Source organism: Novosphingobium colocasiae, from assembly GCF_014652555.1.
GTDB classification, from domain to species: domain Bacteria; phylum Pseudomonadota; class Alphaproteobacteria; order Sphingomonadales; family Sphingomonadaceae; genus Novosphingobium; species Novosphingobium colocasiae.
Genome location: NZ_BMZA01000006.1, coordinates 42,795 through 59,886, shown reverse-complemented (window position 1 = coordinate 59,886; position 17,092 = coordinate 42,795). Strand labels below are relative to the sequence as shown.

16 protein-coding genes are annotated in these 17,092 nt (G+C 65.9%); 7 read left to right on the top strand and 9 right to left on the bottom strand.

Features of this window, described 5'->3' with window-relative positions:
- Nucleotides 1-216: 216 nt before the first annotated feature.
- The 3 genes from IE122_RS10005 to IE122_RS09995 all read right to left on the bottom strand — a co-directional run bounded on the left by IE122_RS10005 (nucleotide 217) and on the right by IE122_RS09995 (nucleotide 4,463).
- Nucleotides 217-1,221 carry a ligase-associated DNA damage response exonuclease gene (locus IE122_RS10005; protein ID WP_189621031.1) on the bottom strand — a complete coding sequence of 335 codons (1,005 nt, stop codon included), beginning with the start codon at nucleotides 1,219-1,221 and terminating at the stop codon, nucleotides 217-219.
- Nucleotides 1,222-1,722: 501 nt separating this feature from the next.
- Nucleotides 1,723-4,101 (bottom strand): ATP-dependent Clp protease ATP-binding subunit ClpA, encoded by a 2,379-nt coding sequence (gene clpA, locus IE122_RS10000; RefSeq protein WP_189621030.1) that lies wholly within the window; start codon nucleotides 4,099-4,101, stop codon nucleotides 1,723-1,725.
- A gap of 143 nt (nucleotides 4,102-4,244) precedes the next feature.
- Nucleotides 4,245-4,463 (bottom strand): DUF1192 domain-containing protein, encoded by a 219-nt coding sequence (locus IE122_RS09995; RefSeq protein ID WP_189621029.1) that lies wholly within the window; start codon nucleotides 4,461-4,463, stop codon nucleotides 4,245-4,247.
- 87 nt (nucleotides 4,464-4,550) lie between these two features.
- Here IE122_RS09995 and IE122_RS09990 point away from each other — a divergent pair, with 87 nt between their 5' ends.
- The 4 genes from IE122_RS09990 (at nucleotide 4,551) to IE122_RS09975 (ending at nucleotide 9,142) form a co-directional block, all read left to right on the top strand.
- Nucleotides 4,551-5,561 (top strand): NAD(P)H-quinone oxidoreductase, encoded by a 1,011-nt coding sequence (locus IE122_RS09990; protein WP_189621028.1) that lies wholly within the window; start codon nucleotides 4,551-4,553, stop codon nucleotides 5,559-5,561.
- Nucleotides 5,558-6,175 (top strand): glutathione S-transferase family protein, encoded by a 618-nt coding sequence (locus IE122_RS09985; protein ID WP_189621027.1) that lies wholly within the window; start codon nucleotides 5,558-5,560, stop codon nucleotides 6,173-6,175. Before IE122_RS09990 ends, IE122_RS09985 begins: the two co-directional genes overlap by 4 nt.
- A 447-nt stretch (nucleotides 6,176-6,622) precedes the next feature.
- Nucleotides 6,623-7,327, top strand: coding sequence for a DUF1013 domain-containing protein (locus IE122_RS09980; RefSeq protein ID WP_189621026.1), 705 nt, complete (start codon nucleotides 6,623-6,625; stop codon nucleotides 7,325-7,327).
- A 123-nt stretch (nucleotides 7,328-7,450) separates the two neighbouring features.
- Nucleotides 7,451-9,142: a long-chain-fatty-acid--CoA ligase gene (locus tag IE122_RS09975; protein WP_189621025.1), complete on the top strand. Its 1,692-nt coding sequence runs from the start codon at nucleotides 7,451-7,453 to the stop codon at nucleotides 9,140-9,142.
- Between the two features lie 43 nt (nucleotides 9,143-9,185).
- Here the strand turns inward: IE122_RS09975 and IE122_RS09970 are convergent, their stop codons facing one another.
- Together IE122_RS09970 and IE122_RS09965 are read right to left on the bottom strand one after the other, a co-directional pair.
- Nucleotides 9,186-10,235: a Tle-like phospholipase domain-containing protein gene (locus IE122_RS09970; RefSeq protein WP_189621024.1), complete on the bottom strand. Its 1,050-nt coding sequence runs from the start codon at nucleotides 10,233-10,235 to the stop codon at nucleotides 9,186-9,188.
- A gap of 124 nt (nucleotides 10,236-10,359) precedes the next feature.
- Nucleotides 10,360-10,827 (bottom strand): peptidylprolyl isomerase, encoded by a 468-nt coding sequence (locus IE122_RS09965; RefSeq protein WP_189621023.1) that lies wholly within the window; start codon nucleotides 10,825-10,827, stop codon nucleotides 10,360-10,362.
- A gap of 148 nt (nucleotides 10,828-10,975) precedes the next feature.
- Between IE122_RS09965 and mgtE the strand changes: the two genes are divergently transcribed.
- The 3 genes from mgtE to IE122_RS09950 are packed head-to-tail and all read left to right on the top strand — an operon-like array spanning nucleotide 10,976 to nucleotide 13,869.
- The gene (mgtE, locus tag IE122_RS09960; RefSeq protein ID WP_189621022.1) at nucleotides 10,976-12,406 is read left to right on the top strand and encodes a magnesium transporter; all 1,431 of its coding nucleotides are present in this window, start codon (nucleotides 10,976-10,978) and stop codon (nucleotides 12,404-12,406) included.
- A gap of 28 nt (nucleotides 12,407-12,434) precedes the next feature.
- Nucleotides 12,435-12,842 (top strand): DUF1489 family protein, encoded by a 408-nt coding sequence (locus IE122_RS09955; protein ID WP_189621021.1) that lies wholly within the window; start codon nucleotides 12,435-12,437, stop codon nucleotides 12,840-12,842.
- Nucleotides 12,843-12,876: 34 nt separating this feature from the next.
- Nucleotides 12,877-13,869 (top strand): DUF4268 domain-containing protein, encoded by a 993-nt coding sequence (locus tag IE122_RS09950; protein ID WP_189621020.1) that lies wholly within the window; start codon nucleotides 12,877-12,879, stop codon nucleotides 13,867-13,869.
- A gap of 20 nt (nucleotides 13,870-13,889) precedes the next feature.
- Here IE122_RS09950 and IE122_RS09945 read toward each other — a convergent pair whose 3' ends face one another.
- The 4 genes from IE122_RS09945 to IE122_RS09930 all read right to left on the bottom strand — a co-directional run bounded on the left by IE122_RS09945 (nucleotide 13,890) and on the right by IE122_RS09930 (nucleotide 16,957).
- Entirely contained in the window at nucleotides 13,890-14,315 is a 426-nt protein-coding gene (locus tag IE122_RS09945; protein ID WP_189621019.1) for a 23S rRNA (pseudouridine(1915)-N(3))-methyltransferase RlmH, read from the bottom strand.
- A gap of 86 nt (nucleotides 14,316-14,401) precedes the next feature.
- Nucleotides 14,402-14,803 (bottom strand): ribosome silencing factor, encoded by a 402-nt coding sequence (gene rsfS, locus IE122_RS09940; RefSeq protein ID WP_189621018.1) that lies wholly within the window; start codon nucleotides 14,801-14,803, stop codon nucleotides 14,402-14,404.
- A gap of 130 nt (nucleotides 14,804-14,933) precedes the next feature.
- Complete coding sequence (locus tag IE122_RS09935; RefSeq protein WP_189621017.1) at nucleotides 14,934-15,692, bottom strand: nicotinate-nucleotide adenylyltransferase; 759 nt, start codon at nucleotides 15,690-15,692, stop codon at nucleotides 14,934-14,936.
- On the bottom strand, nucleotides 15,656-16,957 hold the full coding sequence (locus IE122_RS09930) for a glutamate-5-semialdehyde dehydrogenase (RefSeq protein ID WP_189621016.1): 1,302 nt from the start codon (nucleotides 16,955-16,957) through the stop codon (nucleotides 15,656-15,658). The genes IE122_RS09935 and IE122_RS09930 overlap by 37 nt, the downstream gene beginning before the upstream one ends.
- Between the last annotated feature and the right edge of the window lie 135 nt (nucleotides 16,958-17,092).

Below are 17,092 nucleotides of genomic sequence, written 5' to 3'. Positions count from 1 at the left end.
GCCCGCGCGTGGAGCATGGATTGCACGCGGAGGCGCGGAGACGCGGAGGAGAAAGAATGGATTCGCGCAGAGGCGCAGAGGCGCAAAGGTGTCGCGCCGCTCCGCAGGCGATCTTCCTCGCGCTGGCTTTGCGTAAATCGCTTCGTGGCAGGGAAAAGGCGACTTCGTCGCATGTCCTCTTGCGCTTCCCGGCACCGCCGCGCCCTGGTGTGACCTTCAGTCATCCTCGTCCTCGTAGCCTACCAACGCCAGAGCGCGGGCGCTGCGTTGGGTGAGCTGGCACCAGCGCAGCAGCGCTTCCTCGCGGCCGTGGGTGATCCAGGTTTCGGCGGGGTTGACCTCGGCGATGGTGGTGGTCAGCTCGTCCCAGTCGGCATGGTCGGAGATGATCAGGGGCAGTTCGACCATGCGCTGGCGGGCGCGCTGGCGGACCTGCATCCAGCCTGAGGCCATCGCGGTGACGGGATCGGGCAGGCGGCGGCTCCAGCGATCATTCAACGCAGAGGGCGGGGCGATGACGATGGCCCCGACCAGCGCATCCCTGGGCGTTTCACTGACCGGCAGCAGCACGCCCAGATCGGCGCCCAGATCCTCGTAGAGCCGGCACATCCGCTCCATCGCGCCGTGGAGGTAGATCGGAAGGGCATGGCCGGCGCGGCGCAGCTCGGCGATCACCCGCTGCGCCTTGCCCAGCGCATAGGCACCGACCAGCACGCAGCGCGCCGGTTCGGCGGCAAGGCGGTCCAGCAGCCGGCCTATCTCGCGCTCCACCGGCGGATGGCGGAACACCGGCAAGCCGAACGTCGCCTCGGTGATGAACAAATCGCAGGGCGTTACCGCGAACGGGGCGCAGGTGGGATCGGGCCGGCGCTTGAAGTCCCCGGTCACGACAACGCGCTCGCCGCCGTGCTGCAACAGGATTTGTGCTGATCCCAGGACATGGCCGGCTGGCACGAACGTAGCGGTAACCCCGCCGCCGATCTCGACCGGCGCGTCATAAGGCGCAGGGATCGCGCCTTCGTCCGTGGCATAGCGCAATTTCATGATCGCCAGCGTTTCGGGGGTGGCGATTGTGGCCCCGTGGCCGCCCCGCGCATGGTCGGCGTGGCCATGGGTAACCAGCGCCCGCGCAACGCTGCGCGCGGGGTCTATCCAGCAATCGGCAGGGACGATGTGGATCCCCCAGGGCTCGGGCCGAATCCATTCGAAGTTGCGGGCCATAGATTGTTGTAACTGTGCATAACTAGGGTTGTTTCGGATTCGTGGGCGTGACTCGGCCGAAATTTATCAAATCTGATTAATTGCAATTTCGATTCGCTTACGGCAAGATTCCGGTCGTGGTCGCCTCATGGGTGGCCGCGTGACCTGGTTAAATCGAACTAGAAATTGAACGAAAGCTGGTTAGGCCAACGGCGGGTGTGGTGACACACATTCTCCCACCGTTCGAACCGCCAGCGGCGATAAGCGCGAACGTGTACTCGCCTCATCGTCACCTCCTACGTCCTAAGCCGGATCAGTTCCGGCACCTTCGGGATGCGGCTGCTTCCCGCGGTCAAAGGAAGCATTCTGTGCCCGGAGGTTGGACTTAGGTTGGTCACGCGACCGGCAGCTACTCGGCCATATTTCCTTTCAGCGCACAAGATTGACGCGACAGTAATCCACCGCTGACGAAAAAAGGGGGGCTTTCCGCCCCCCTAATCTTGATCAGACCAATGTACTGCCTCAGTCCTCGGAGCTGGCTTCCGGCTGGGTTCCGGCCTTCTTGGCCCGCTTGGCCGGGGCCTTCTTCGGCTTGGCTTTGGTCTTGGAGACCTTGGGAGCGGCCGGGGTCAGCTCGAAGTTCAGCGCGTCTTCCTTGATCGAGACGTGCACTTCGCCGCCGTGCGCCAGCTTGCCGAACAGCAGTTCTTCCGCCAGCGGCTGCTTGACCTTCTCCTGGATGACCCGCGCCATCGGCCGGGCCCCGTAGAGCTTGTCATAGCCGCGATGGCCCAGCCATTCGCGGGCATCGCCATCGAACTGGATGTGGACGTTCTGATCGGCCAGTTGCAGTTCAAGTTGGAGGATGAACTTGTCCACCACCCGGCTGATAGTTTCCTTGGCCAGATAGGCGAAGGGCACGATGGCATCGAGCCGGTTGCGGAATTCCGGCGTGAAGAGGTTCTTCACCGCTTCCTCGCCGGCGTCGGCCTTGGAAACATCGCCGAAGCCGATGCCGTTGCGCGTCATGTCCGAAGCGCCTGCATTGGTGGTCATGATGAGGACCACGTTGCGGAAGTCCACCGTCTTTCCGTGGTGATCGGTCAGCCGGCCGTTATCCATCACCTGCAGCAGGATGTTGTAGAGATCGGCATGCGCCTTCTCGATCTCGTCGAGCAGCAGGACGCAGTGCGGCTGCTGGTCGATGGCGTCCGTTAGCAGACCGCCCTGATCGAACCCGACATAGCCCGGAGGGGCACCGATCAGGCGGCTGACGGAGTGGCGCTCCATATATTCCGACATGTCGAAGCGCTGCATCGGGATGCCCATGATCTGGGCCAGTTGCTTGGCGACTTCGGTCTTGCCCACGCCGGTCGGGCCGGAGAACAGGAACGAGCCGATCGGCTTGTCCGGATCGCGCAGGCCCGCGCGGGACAGCTTCATCGCGGTGGACAGCACCTCGATCGCCTTGTCCTGCCCGAACACCACGCGCTTGAGATCGCGCTCCAGGTTTTCCAGCGCCTTCTTGTCATCAGTGCTGACCGACTTGGGCGGGATGCGCGCCATCGTCGCGATGACCTGCTCGATCTCGCGGGCGGTGATGGTCTTCTTGCGACGGCTGGGCGGCACCAGCATCTGCATCGCGCCCACTTCGTCGATCACGTCGATCGCCTTGTCGGGCAGCTTGCGGTCATTGATGTAGCGCGCCGAAAGCTCGACCGCGGTCTTGATCGCATCGGGGGTGTACTTGACCTTGTGGTGATCTTCGAAGGCCGTGCGCAGGCCCTTGAGGATCTTGATCGTATCTTCCACCGAAGGCTCGTTGACGTCGATCTTCTGGAACCGGCGCAGCAGGGCACGGTCCTTTTCGAAGTGGTTGCGGAATTCCTTGTACGTGGTCGAGCCGACGCAGCGGATGGTGCCGCCCGACAGCGCGGGCTTGAGCAGGTTCGATGCGTCCATCGCCCCGCCGCTGGTCGCGCCGGCACCGATCACGGTGTGGATCTCGTCGATGAACAGGATCGCGTGCGGCATCTTTTCGAGTTCGGAGACGACCTGCTTCAGCCGCTCCTCGAAATCGCCGCGATAGCGGGTGCCGGCCAGCAGGCTGCCCATGTCGAGCGAATAGATCACCGCTTCGGCCAGCACTTCGGGCACTTCGCCTTCGACGATCTTGCGCGCCAGGCCTTCGGCGATCGCGGTCTTGCCGACGCCGGGATCACCCACATAGAGCGGGTTGTTCTTCGACCGGCGGCACAGGATCTGGATCGTGCGATCCACTTCCGGGCCGCGGCCGATCAGCGGATCGACCTTGCCGACCAGCGCCTTTTCGTTGAGGTTGACGCAGAACTGGTCGAGCGCGCTGTCCTTCTTGTTGGCGCTGCTCTTGGTTTCGGCCTTTTCCTCAGGCGCAGGCTTTTCCTCTTCGGCACCCTTGGCCGAACGGTCCTCGATGCGCTTGCCGCCCTTGCCGATGCCGTGGCTGATATAGGACACCGCATCCAGCCGGCTCATGTCCTGCTGCTGGAGGAAGTAGACGGCGTAGCTGTCGCGTTCGGAGAACAGCGCGACCAGCACGTTGGCCCCGGTCACGGTATCCTTGCCGGATGACTGGACGTGGAGGATGGCGCGCTGGATCACCCGCTGGAACCCGGCGGTGGGGGCGGGATCGCCCTTCTGCTCGGTCTTGAGCGACTGATATTCCTGATCGAGGTACTGGCGCACCACGTCGCCCAGGTCACCCAGGTCGACGCCGCAGGCCTGCATGACCTGCGCCGCGTCCGGATCGTCGATCAGCGCGAGCAGGAGATGCTCGAGCGTCGCGTATTCATGGCTGCGCTCCGACGCGTGCGTCAGGGCAGCGTGCAAGGTCTTTTCGAGGCTCTGGGCGAAACTGGGCATCTAGGACACTTTCATCTTCGAGAAGGACTCTCCTTGCGGGGGAGTTCGGGGTTGGGAGCAGGTGTGAACGGCACGTGCTTTGCAAACCGATATAGGAACGCTCCGGAAGCTTGCGAGGTTGCTGTTCCGGAGGTTCCGCGCCGTCATGAGGATTTGGGCCTGAACAAGGCTTGAGCGGCCACCATATGGCTGGCCGACTTGTCGCGATGGGCGGCTATGCGGGTGATCTCTGCACGGAGGAGTTCGATGCGGGCATCGAGTTCGTCCAGCGAATAGCCGTCCAGGCTCTCACCGGCGAGAAGGCTGGCAGCTCCGAAGTGGCCTTCGGACAACCGCAGCCGCGGTCGATCGTCGTCGTCCATTGCAGTGCAGCATCGGACGCGAAATGCATGATGTCAATACGTTGAAAAAGGTTACCCTCTGCCGGGGCTCTGTGGCAGGGTGCGGGCATGTCAGCTAACCTTCCTGCCCGCATGATCGCGATAGGCTTCGCCCAACCGGGCGGGCCCGAAGTCCTGCAACCGGTGGAACTGGCGGTGCCGCAGCCGGGACCGGGGGAAGTTCTGATCCGGGTTTCCCACGCCGGGGTCAACCGGCCCGATGTCGTGCAGCGTGAAGGCAAATACCCCCCACCGCCGGGGGCTTCGCCGATACCGGGGCTGGAAGTCTCGGGCACTGTGGTGCGTCTGGGCGAAGGGGTGGATGGCTGGTTCCCGGGGCAGAAGGTCTGCGCGCTGGTGTCGGGCGGCGGCTATGCGCAATATTGCCTTGCCCGCGCCGATCACTGCCTGCCGGTCCCGCCGGGATTGCCGATGGACCAGGCCGCTGCCTTGCCCGAATCGCTGTTCACCGTGTGGCACAACGTGTTCGAACGCGGCTGGGCCAGCGATGGCGAAACGATCCTCGTGCATGGGGGCACCAGCGGCATCGGCACGATGGCGATCCTGCTTGGCCGGCTGTTCGGGCTGACCGTGATCGTTACCTGCGGATCGCCCGAAAAGTGTGCCCGCGCGCTGGAACTGGGTGCGGCCCATGCGATCGATTACCGCGCGACCGATTTCGTCGAGGAGGTGGCCCGGCTGACCGGCGGCGAAGGGGTCAACCTCGTGCTCGACATGGTGGCGGGCGATTATGTCGCGCGCAATCTCAGGTGTCTGGCGATGGACGGCCGCCATGTGACGATCGCGGTGCAGGGCGGTGCCAGGGCAGAGATTAACATGGCCGTGGTCATGACCCGGCGCTACACGCTGACCGGATCGACGCTGCGGCCCCGCTCGGATACCTTCAAGGCGCTGCTGGCGCAGGAGATCGCCGATCAGGTCTGGCCGCTGGTGGCGGACGGGGCCTTGCGCCCGGTGATGGACGCCGCCTTTCCGCTGGACCGCGCGGCCGATGCGCACCGGCGAATGGAAGCCGGCGATCACGTCGGCAAGATCGTGCTGGAAGTGGCACGCGGATGACGCAGCGGCTGGTCCTTCACGAAGATCCCTGCAGCGGCAACTGCCACAAGATCGTCCTCACCGCCGCGCTTCTCGGCCTGCCGCTGGAGCGGGTGCAGTACGACATCACCCGTGGCGAGACGCGCACGCCCGAATTTCTCGCCACGGTCAACGCCAACGGGCGCATCCCGGTGCTGCAGGTGGATGACCGGTTCCTGCCCGAAAGCAACGCCGCGTGCTGGTATCTGGCCGATGGCACCGCGCTGGTCCCGGCAGATCGCTTTGCCCGCGCCGACATGCTGCGCTGGATGTTCTTCGAACAGTACAACCACGAACCCAACGTCGCCACGCTGCGCTACTGGCTGCACATCCTGGGCGAGGACAACCTGTCCGAAGCGCAGCGCGGCCAGCTTGCCGCCAAGCGCGCCGCCGGGGATGCCGCGCTGGCGCTGATGGATGAGCATCTGGCAACGCGCGACTGGTTCGTCGGCGATGGGGCTACCCTCGCCGACATCGTGCTCTATCCCTACACCAGCGCGAGCGGGCAGGGCGGCTTCGCGCTGGGTGACTATCCGGCGATCGGCAGGTGGCTGGCGCGGCTGGGTAAGCTGCCGGGGTTCGTGGCGATGAGTTGAAGGAGGGTGGGCTATGAAGGCCGCCTTAGCACCGCAGGAAGAAAACTGAGTTTCACGCGGAGGCGCGGAGGCGCAGAGGTGTCGCTCCGCGACGCAGTCTTGCTTCCCATTTCAGCCGAGCGCCAAACGCGTCATCCGGCAAGGATAGCGGGGTGGCGGCAAGCGCAATACCTCTGCGCCTCCGCGTCTCCGCGTGACCCAAATTCTCTTCCTTCGGGCGAACAGACCCAGACATCCGCTGTATATGCGCCATCAACCGTTGGTTCGGGATAGCGGCATCGAAGAGCTGCACGAACCTGCTGCCGGCCGCCCATGCCGGTCGGCGTGGCGGCGTGAGCGTCTTTTCCGCGCCGGATACTTGCCGGAACCGCAAAATTTCCCTACATCGCGCCGCAGACGGCCGCTCCGCGAAGGGGCGGCCCTTATTGTTTCCGCCGGAGATAGAGAATGAGCCAGCCCACTCCGCTGATGCCGCATGCGACCGCCTCGTGGCTGGTTGACAATACCGGTCTCACGTTCGAGCAGATCGCGGAATTCTGCGGTTTGCACATCCTTGAAGTGCAAGCGATGGCCGATGATCTGGCGTCCAGCAAATACACCGGCCGCGATCCCGTGCGCTCGGGCGAACTGACCATGGACGAGATCGAGCGCGGCCAGGCGAATCCGGAATACAAGCTCAAGATGTTCAAGGTTCCGGTCACCTCCAGCCGTACCAAGGGTCCGCGCTACACGCCGGTGTCCAAGCGCCAGGACAAGCCGGACGGCATTGCCTGGATCCTGCGCAACCACGCCGAGGTGTCGGATGCGCAGATCGGCAAGCTGATCGGCACCACCCGCAACACCATCGCCGCGATCCGCGATCGTTCGCACTGGAACATTGCGAACATCACTCCCAAGGACCCGGTCACCCTGGGCCTGTGCTCGCAGCGCGAGCTTGACGCGATCGTCGCCAAGGCGGCGCGCAAGGCGGGGATCACCGAGGAAGCGGGCGCGGATGACAGCCTGGTCGATGATCGCGAGGCGCTGATCGAGGAACTGCGCGCCGAGCGCGAGGCCACCGTGCGCGCCGCCAACGAAGCCGCGCAGGAAGCCGAAGTTGCCGCCTGGCTCGAAGCCAAGCGCGCAGCAGAGGCGCAGGAGAACGGCCGCTAAGCCGCAGCCTCCGCTCGCCGGCATGCAAACGGCGGGGCGCTATGACGCTCCGCCGTTTTCATATCCGCGCCGGCCTCGCGAGTTTCGCTTGTCTGTCTGTGTCGCAGGATGCACACTGCCGGCATGGACGAGAGGATGGGCCCACGGGCCTGGCGGGAGGGCTACAGGCACCCCGGCCATTGGGAAGAGCAGTTCGCTCCGCTATCGATGCCGGAGCTGTTCGCGCGCAGTCTGGCCGACTACGCGGACCGGGCGCTGATCGATTTTCTCGGCCGCACTTTCACTTATGCGCAAGTCGGGGCCGAAGCGCGGCAGTTCGCTGCCGGGCTGCAGTCGCTGGGGCTGGGCAAGGGGGACCGGATCGGGCTCTACCTGCCCAACGTCCCGGTGTACCTGCCGGCCTATTTCGGAGCGCTGATGGCGGGGGTGACGGTGGTCAACTTCTCGCCGCTCTACACCTGCGATGAACTCGCCGCGCAAGTCGTTGATTCCGGCGCGCGGCTGCTGGTCACGCTCGATGTTCCGCAACTCCTGCCCTCGGCCGAGGAAGTGCGTCGGCGCACCGGGCTTGAGTGGCTGGTCGTCGCCCGGCTGGCGCGGATGCTGCCGTTCTGGCAGGGGCTGGCGGTGCGACTGCCGGGCACCGGGCGGCTCTCGCCGCTGCCGCGCGATCCGGCCGTATTGGACTGGGCGCGGTTGCTGCTGCCAGGCGATCCCCGGCCGGTGGCGATCGATCCGCTGATCGATCTGGCGATGCTGCAATATACCGGCGGCACCACCGGGCGGCCCAAGGGCGCGATGCTGTCGCACCAGAACCTCTCGGCCAATGCGCGGCAGGTCGAGGCGGTCGATCCCCATGCGCACGAGCGCGATGTGATGGTGGGCGTGCTGCCGCTGTTCCACATCTTCGCCAATGCCTGCGTGCTGAACCGCACCGTGTTCAACGGCGGGCTGATCGCGATGCTGCCGCGCTTCCAGGCCGAACAGGTCCTGGCCCTGATCCGGCGCGTCCGGCCGACGACGCTGCCCGGCGTGCCGACGATGTTCCAGGCGCTGATGGCCAGCCCGGACATCGGCCGCACCGATTTCTCGTCGATCACCACCTGCATCTCGGGCGGCGCGCCGCTGCCTCAGCCGGTGCGCGAGGCGTTCCTGGCGCAGACCGGGGTGCGCATCGTCGAAGGCTATGGCCTTACCGAATGCGCCGGCGTGGCGGCGTGCAGCCCGTTCGACGGCAGCGGGCCTGACGGCAGCATCGGCCAGCCGTTGCCCTCCACCGACCTGTGCCTGCTCGACAAGGACGACCCGACAAGCGAAGCTGCTGCCGGCGAGCCGGGCGAACTGGCGGTGCGCGGGCCGCAAGTCATGCAGGGCTACTGGAACCGCCCCGACGCCGCCGCGCAAGTCTTCGTCGACCGCGCCGACGGCCGCTGGCTGCGCACCGGCGATGTCGGCGTGATCGACGAAGACGGGTTCGTCCGCATCGTCGACCGGATCAAGGACATGATCGCCGTCGGCGGGTTCAAGGTCTTCCCCAGCCAGGTCGAGGAAGTGCTGCTCGGCCATCCGGCGGTGCGCGAGGCGGCGGTGCTGGGCGTGCCCGATGCCTATCACGGCGAACTGCCGCGCGCTTATGCCGTCCTTGCCCCCGACAGCGCCGTTTCCGCCACCGAACTGACGATCTGGCTCAACGGCCGGCTTGGCAAGCACGAGCGGGTGGACAGCGTGGTGCTGCGCGAAAGCCTGCCGCACACGATGGTGGGGAAGCTTGATCGCAAGGCGCTGCGGGCGGAATGCCTGGGCGGGGCTGTTTGAGGCTTCCATGCTGCCGGGATACTGACTCGCCCCGGATAACCGCCTACTTCGCGCTATTCCCCGTGATCGCCGCCTTGAGCGCGTCTGCCTTGGCGGCATCGGCTTCGCCTTGGGGGTCAGGCAGCGGTTCGGGTTCGGGATCGAGCCCCCAGCGCTGGTTGGCGATTTCGCCTTGGGGCGGCTCGGTGATGGCGTTCAGCTTGAGCGCTTCCTTGGCCCCGGCCGTCTCGCGCGCGGCGATCCAGATCAGGCATTCGGCAAGGCGACGGATCGAGTGGGCGCTGATCGCGTTCTTGGCCGGGTTGCAGCTCAGTACCAGCAGTTCCTGCCGCGCGGGCATCTTGCGCTTGCGGAACTCCTGAAGGAATTCCCCGCGCTCGATCACCGCCACGCGCCGGTTGTTCGGCAGGCCCGGCTCGAAATCATAGTTGGGCGAAGGGTTGAAGACATAGGCATCGACGCCGGGGTAGGTGACCGAGACCTGGAGGGCGATCGCCCCGCCTAGCGAATGCCCTGTCACCCGCACAGGCACCCCGCCATGGCCATCCGCCTTGAGCCGCGCCAGTTCGTCCTCGTAGAGCTTCTGGCCCATCGCCAGTTGAGCCTTGCCGAAATTGCCGTGGATCCAGTCGGCGAAGTCGAAGCCGTCAGTGCCGCGAAAGGCGATGATCCGTTCGACCAGCGCTCCGGCCGCGTCCTTGCGGTCATAGACCACATAGGCAAAGCCGTGCAGCGGCGGGGCGTCGGGATGCGCCGCCTTCCACGCCGCGCGTTCTGCCTTGAGCTGTGACCGCGCCGCCTTGTCGCCCGCATCCGCCCGCCGTTCCAGCCGGCACAGTTCCTGTGACGGTTCGCGGCGCACTTCGACATAACCCGGCGGAAGAGTAAAATCGCGTGCATCGTCGCAATAGGCGTTTGTCGCCATTTCGGCGTAAGCGTAGGAATCGGCGGCAAGTTGGCGGGTGAAGTCGCACCAGCCGCCGGGGCGGTCAATGCAGGGGCCGCGCGCCTGGGTGAGATCGGGGATGGTGCCGGCACAGCCCGAAAGCCCGGCAAGGCAGACCAGCGCTGCCACGATCACTCTCACCATCATACCCGATCATCCCTGTTGACCGGGCCGCTGCCTGCCCGGAACCGGGTGCGAAACGCACGCCGGTCCCGTGAGGTTGCATTAGTGGACACACGAAGCGCGGAGCAAGCACCGCGCTCCTGCCGGATCAGGCCGAGACGGTCGCCTTGACGATCTTGCCCGGCGCGCGCGGCGGCTCGCCCTTGGGCAGGGCATCGACGTGGTCCATGCCTTCGACCACCTGGCCCCACACGGTGTACTGCTTGTCGAGGAAGCTGGCGTCGTCGAAGCAGATGAAGAACTGGCTGTTGGCCGAGTGCGGGTAGCTGGTGCGCGCCATCGAGCAGACGCCGCGCACGTGGGGCTCGGCGTTGAATTCGGCCTGCAGGTCGGGCTTGTCCGAACCGCCGGTGCCGGTGCCGTTGGGGCAGCCGCCCTGGGCCATGAAGCCCGGGATCACGCGGTGGAACTTGATGCCGTCATAGAAGCCTTCGCCGACCAGCTCCTTGATCCGCTCGACATGGCCGGGCGCAAGGTCGGGGCGCAGCTTGATCTTGACGTCGCCGCCTTCACCGTTGCCGGTATCGAGGGTGAGGGTGAGGAATTCATCGGCCATCGAAACGTCTCCATATGTGCCGCGCAACCGGTCTGTCCGGCCCCGCGCCTTGGGCATCCGCGCCCCGATATAAGCATGCCGCCGATAATGTCACGCCCGGCCGGCGGCACAGGTTGCAATTGCGAAGGAGGCGCGTAGACCGGCCATGATGAGCGAACCCGACCTCGATCCCGGCCTGCACGAGCCCATGCCCGACGCGGCTGTGGAATCGCCGGAATCCGAGAGTTTGGACCAGGACAACCGGCTGAAGCCCGAGTTCGTCCGCGCGGTCAAGGACGCCATCGACGAGGACGATGGCGCGCGCGTCTATGCCTTGTGCGAAAAGCTCCACCCGGCCGACATCGCCGACCTGTTCGAGCTGCTCGACGAGGATGAACGCCCGCGCATGGCCCGTGCCATCAGCGATCTCATGGGCGTGGAGGTCATCGCCGAGCTGAACGACTGGGTCCGCGAGGCGCTCGTCGAGGCGCTGCCGGCCGACGTCGTTGCCGATATCGCCGAACAGCTTGATACCGACGACGCCGTCGCCATGATCGAGGATCTCGATCACGACGAGCAGCAGGCGGTGCTGGCCGAGCTGGACCCGGAAGACCGCGCCGCGATCGAAGCCGCGCTGTCCTATCCGGAGGAAACCGCCGGCCGCCTGATGAGCCGCGAATTCGTCGCCGTCCACGAGACGATGACGGTGGGCGATCTCATCGATTTCCTGCGCGAACACCGCGAACTGCCGACCGAGTTCTGGGAAGTGTTCATCGTCGATCCGATGCACCGGCCGATCGGCACCTGCGCGCTCTCGTGGATCCTGCGCACCCCGCGCAACATCCCGCTCCATGATGTGATGGTGCGCGACCAGACGCTGATCCCGGCCACCATGGACCAGGAAGAGATCGCGCTGCGCTTCCAGAAGTACGCGCTGATCTCGGCCGCGGTGGTGGACGAGGCCGGGCGGCTGATCGGCCAGATCACCGTCGACGATATCGTCCACATCATCCAGGAAGAGGCGAGCGAGGATATCCTGCGCCTGTCCGGTGCCGGCGATGGCGACATCAACGAGCCGATCCTGATGACGGTGCGCACCCGCCTGTCGTGGCTGGTCGTCAACCTCGGCACCGCGATCCTGGCTTCCAGCGTGGTCGGCCTGTTCCAGGGCGCGATCGCGAAGTTCGCGCTGCTGGCGGTGCTGATGCCGATCGTCTCAGGGATGGGCGGCAATGCCGGCACGCAGACACTGGCGGTGGTGGTGCGCGCGCTGGCGACCAACCAGCTCACTGATTCGAACACCTGGCGCATGATCTTCCGCGAGCTGCGCATCGCGATGGCCAACGGCTTTGCCCTTGGCGCGCTGATCGGTGGCGGCACCTGGCTGCTGTTCAGTAACCCGTTGCTGGGTGCGGTGATCGGCACGGCGATGGTGGTCAACAACCTGACGGCGGGCCTCGCGGGTATCCTCGTCCCCGTCACGCTCGACCGGTTCCGGGTCGATCCGGCGGTCTCGTCCGCCGTGTTCGTGACCACGGCCACCGACACGATGGGCTTCTTCTCGTTCCTCGGCCTGGCGGTGCTGACCGGTCTGGCGTGAGCCGCCCGCGCACCCTACCTTGGCGGCGATGACCGACGCCGCCCCGCTCCACATGACCAAGATCGCCTTCTCCGCCACCAGCGTGGCGGACTTGCGCGACTGGCTGGAAAGCCATGGAGCCGGCGATGCGCTGATGACCACGCGCTACCTGCCCAAGCGGCACGAGGAGATGGTGGGCGGCTCGCTCTACTGGATCCACGAGCACGCGCTTGTCGGCCGCTCGCCGATCCGCCGTTTCACCCAGCGCGAGGATGGCCGCTGGCACATCCATCTGGAGCCGGTGCTGATCCCCGTAATGCCCCGCCCGAAGCGCGCCCACCAAGGCTGGCGCTACCTCAGCGCCGCCGACGCCCCCGCCGATCTCGATGGCGAGACGGCGGGCGAAGCGATGCCGGCAGGGCTGGTGCGCGATTTGTCACGGCTGGGGCTGATGTAGGGCGATCCGCTAAGATGGTTTTCAGGGGGGCGAAATGAGCGATTATGATCTCGGCAAGCTGATGAAGGTTGAACTTCGCGACATCTGGATGAGCGAATCGTCACATTTCACGCCATGGCTTGCACGCGAGGAGAACCTCCTGACCCTTGGCGAGACGCTCGGGCTTGAGCTGGAACTGGAAGCGCAGGAAAAAGCTGTCGGCCCCTTTCGCGCCGATATTTTGTGCAAGGATATTGGAACGAATGCGTGGGTTCTCATCGAAAACCAACTGGAACGCACCGATCACGGCCATCTCGGACAGTTGCTGACGTACGCATCGGGCTTGGAGGCCGTAACGATCGTCTGGATAGCCGCGCGCTTCACCGAGGAGCATCGATCGACGCTCGACTGGCTGAACCGCATTACGGACGAAACTTTTCGGTTTTTCGGTGTCGAAGTGGAACTGTGGCGGATCGGCGAATCGCCCGCCGCGCCGCGATTCAACATCGTATCCAAGCCGAATAACTGGAATAAGCTCGTCACTCAGGCTGCTCGCGCGATCGACGAGACAGAACTCACGAGCACAAAGGCTCTTCAACTGGCTTACTGGGACGCGCTGGGCGGCGTCCTCAAGGCCCAAGCTGGCCCGTTGGCTCGCGAACGCAAAGCACAGCCCCAATCCTGGATGTCATATTCCATCGGTCGGAGCGGCTTTGGGCTCAATGCATCGATGTCTCGGCCGAAGCGGCAGATCCGAGCCGAGATCTACATTTCCAATGCGGATTCAAAAGCTTTCTTCCACCTGCTGCATGAGCAGAAGTCGCAAATCGAATCCGCGTTGGGCTATTCGCTGCAATGGGAGGAACTACCAGAAGGTAGGGATACTCGCATCTCCCTGCCCCTCAACGATTCGGACCCGGAGGACCAAGCTGACTGGTCCCGTCAACACGCTTGGCTCGCTGAACGGCTGAACGAACTTTACCGCGTATTTGTGAATCGCATCAAGGCGCTGGATGCGGCAGCTTGGTCACCGCGAGACGCGCTGTGACGGTAGGTTGACACTATAAATTATCCCGCCCGATGATACGGATGCCCCGCCAGGATGCTCGTCGCGCGCCAGAGCTGTTCGGCGAGCATCGCGCGGGCCATCAGGTGGGGCCAGGTCATCTGGCCGAAGCACAGCAGAAGGTCTGCCTTCGCGCGCGCTTCATCGCCGTGGCCGTCCGCCGCGCCGATCAGGAAGCGGCATTCGCGCACGCCCTCGTCGCGCCAGCGGCCGAGCAGGGCGGCGAACTCTTCCGAGGACAGCGCCTTGCCGCGTTCGTCCAGCAGCACTTCGCGCACCGGGGTCTGTGAAGGCGGCGGCACCTTGCCGCCGGTGTCGGGCAGTTCGGTATGGCGGAAGGGCCAGGTGATGCGCCGGGCATAGCGATCGAGCAGCGCTTCCTCGGGCGACCGGGCGATCTTTCCGCGGGCGATGATGTGCAGCAGCATGGGCCTTTCGCGCAAGGAGGGCAGACCCTCGCGCGGTTCATCCTTTCCCTGACCGGCCGAACCTTTCGGCCGGGTCTATCGCGGCATCACGCCGCGCCGGCAGCGCCTTCGCCGAAGCCCCACATCCGTTCCAGGTTGTAGAAGCTGCGCACTTCGGGGCGGAACAGGTGGACGACGACGCTGCCGCCATCGACCAGCACCCAGTCTGCCGCCGGCAGGCCTTCGATGCGCGGGCCGCCGAAGCCGCCGCGTTTGAGGCGTTCGCCCAGCTTCTGGGCCATGGCCGCAACCTGCCGCGTGGACCGGCCGCTGGCGATCACCATGGTATCGGCAATGCTCGATTTACCCTGGAGATCGATGGTCACGATGTCCTGCGCCTGATCGTCGTCAAGCGATTGCAGGATCAGCGCCAGTTGCGGATCGTCCGCAACCGGGCTGGCGGGAGGTGTGGTGCCGGTACTGGCCGGATCTATCTGTGCCTGTGGCATCAGGTTATTATGTGCTCCTTTCGGGGATCGAACGCATCAGGGCCGGGCCCCACCCCGAGGTGCCCGGACGATCCGCGTGCGATCATGCTGCGTGTTGGGGAAGGCGTGCTGATCTGGCTGGTAAGCCCGCTCACGCTACCGAACCGAGTTGGACCGATCCGATTTCGGTGGATGCCGTGATGGGGTTGTGCGTGACACCATCGCGTAAAGACCCCGCGCGCAAAGACCCTGATATGAGTCCGCGAGCCCAGTCGGGGTCTGCCCGGCGTAGAGCCGTGGCCGACCGCGTATCGGGGTCGAATCGCAATGTCACCAGCGCAGGCGCGCTCCGCTTATCCGGATGGTTCAGGCTGGACTGGGGCATCCGGTAGCGACCCAGCCAGGCCATCGCGGGGCTCGCGTAGGCAGCAGCATCATAGCCCGGACGCGCGATGACCGCAATCGGCATCGTCCGGGCGATCGTCCGCCAGTCCTTCCAGCGGTGCAACTGGGCGAGATTGTCCGCCCCCATCAGCCATACGAAGCGCCGCCGGGGATAGCGCCGCACCAGCGCCCGCAGCGTGTCGACGGTAAAGCGCGTGCCCAGTTCCCGCTCGATCGCGGTCACCCGGATCGGCGCGCGGCGGGCCTGCCGCCGGGCCGATGCGAAGCGCGCGGGCAGGGGGGCCATGCCCGCCACCGGCTTGAGCGGATTGCCGGGAGAGACCAGCCACCACACCTCGTCCAGCCCCAGCGCAGCGAGCGCCGCCAGCGAGACATGGCGGTGTCCGGCGTGCGCAGGGTTGAAGCTGCCGCCCATCAGGCCGGTCAGCCAGCGCCCGGATCGCGCCGGGCGATCGGACGCAGCCTTGGTCAGGGCCGAGCCTGACCGGTCCCGCGCACCAGCCACTTGTACGTCGTCAGCCCTTCGAGCGCGACCGGGCCGCGGGCGTGCAGCCGGCCGGTAGCGATGCCGATCTCCGCGCCAAGGCCGAATTCGCCGCCATCGGCGAACTGGCTGGAGGCGTTGACCATAACGATCGCGCTGTCCACTTCGGCCAGGAACCGCTCGGCCACCGCATCGTCAGCGGTGACGATGGCGTCGGTATGGGCCGAAGAATGCGCGGCGATGTGATCGAGCGCGACGTCCAGTCCGTCCACCACCGCGACCGACAGGATCGCATCAAGGTATTCGGTGTCCCAGTCCTCGGCGCTGGCGGGGGCAATGCGCGGATCGAGCGCCTGCGCCCGGGCATCGCCGCGCACTTCGCAGCCGCCATCGAGCAGCGCCGCCACGACATCGCCCGAAGCCGGGAACCGCGCGTCAAGGAGCAGCGTCTCCATCGCCCCGCAGATGCCGGTGCGGCGCAACTTGGCGTTCAGCGCCAGCGCCTTGGCCATCGCCGGATCGGCGCTTTCGTGGATGTAGGTGTGGCAGATGCCATCGAGGTGCGCGAGCACCGGCACCCGCGCATCGGCCTGCACCCGCGCCACCAGGCTTTTGCCGCCGCGCGGCACGATCATGTCGATCAGCCCCGCCGCCGTCAGCATCGCGCCCACCACGGCGCGGTCCTGCGTCGGCACCAGTTGCACTGCCGCTTCGGGCACGCCGGCGGCGGTCAGCCCGGATACCATCGCCGCCAGGATCGCCCGGTTCGAATGGACCGCCTCGCTGCCGCCGCGCAACAGCACCGCGTTGCCCGATCGCAGGCACAGCGCGGCGGCATCGGCGGTGACGTTCGGGCGGCTTTCGTAGATGATGCCGATCAGCCCGATGGGAATGCGCACGCGGCTGAGGCGCAGGCCGTTCGGCCGTTCGCTGGTGGCGATCACTTCCCCCACCGGATCGGGCAGGCCGGCCACCTGGTCGATGGCATCGGCGATGCCCGCCAGCCGCCCGGCGTCCAGCCGCAACCGGTCAAGCAGCGCCGGGGTCAGGCCGTTGGCTTCACCGGCGGCGATATCGCGGGCATTGGCTTCCAGAATCTGCGGCGCGGCGGCGCGCAAGGCGGCGGCGGCGGCGCGCAGGGCAGTTGCCTTTTGGTCATCGCTCAACCGCGCCAGATCGCGCTGGGCAGCACGGCCGGCAAGGGCCATCGCCTCGACCAGCGCGGCAGGATCGCTGGTGCCGGCTTCGACCGGCGTGGCGGCGGAGAGAAGGGTTTCGACGGTCATCCGCCGCGCCTACCACCACCTGACACAAATGTCACCGCAACACCGGGCTTGGGTGCGCGGGGCGGGCAATTTCAATCGATTCGCGTAACCTTGGCCGGGCTCCCTCGGCTCATCGCCGTCCGGTCTCGATTCGTC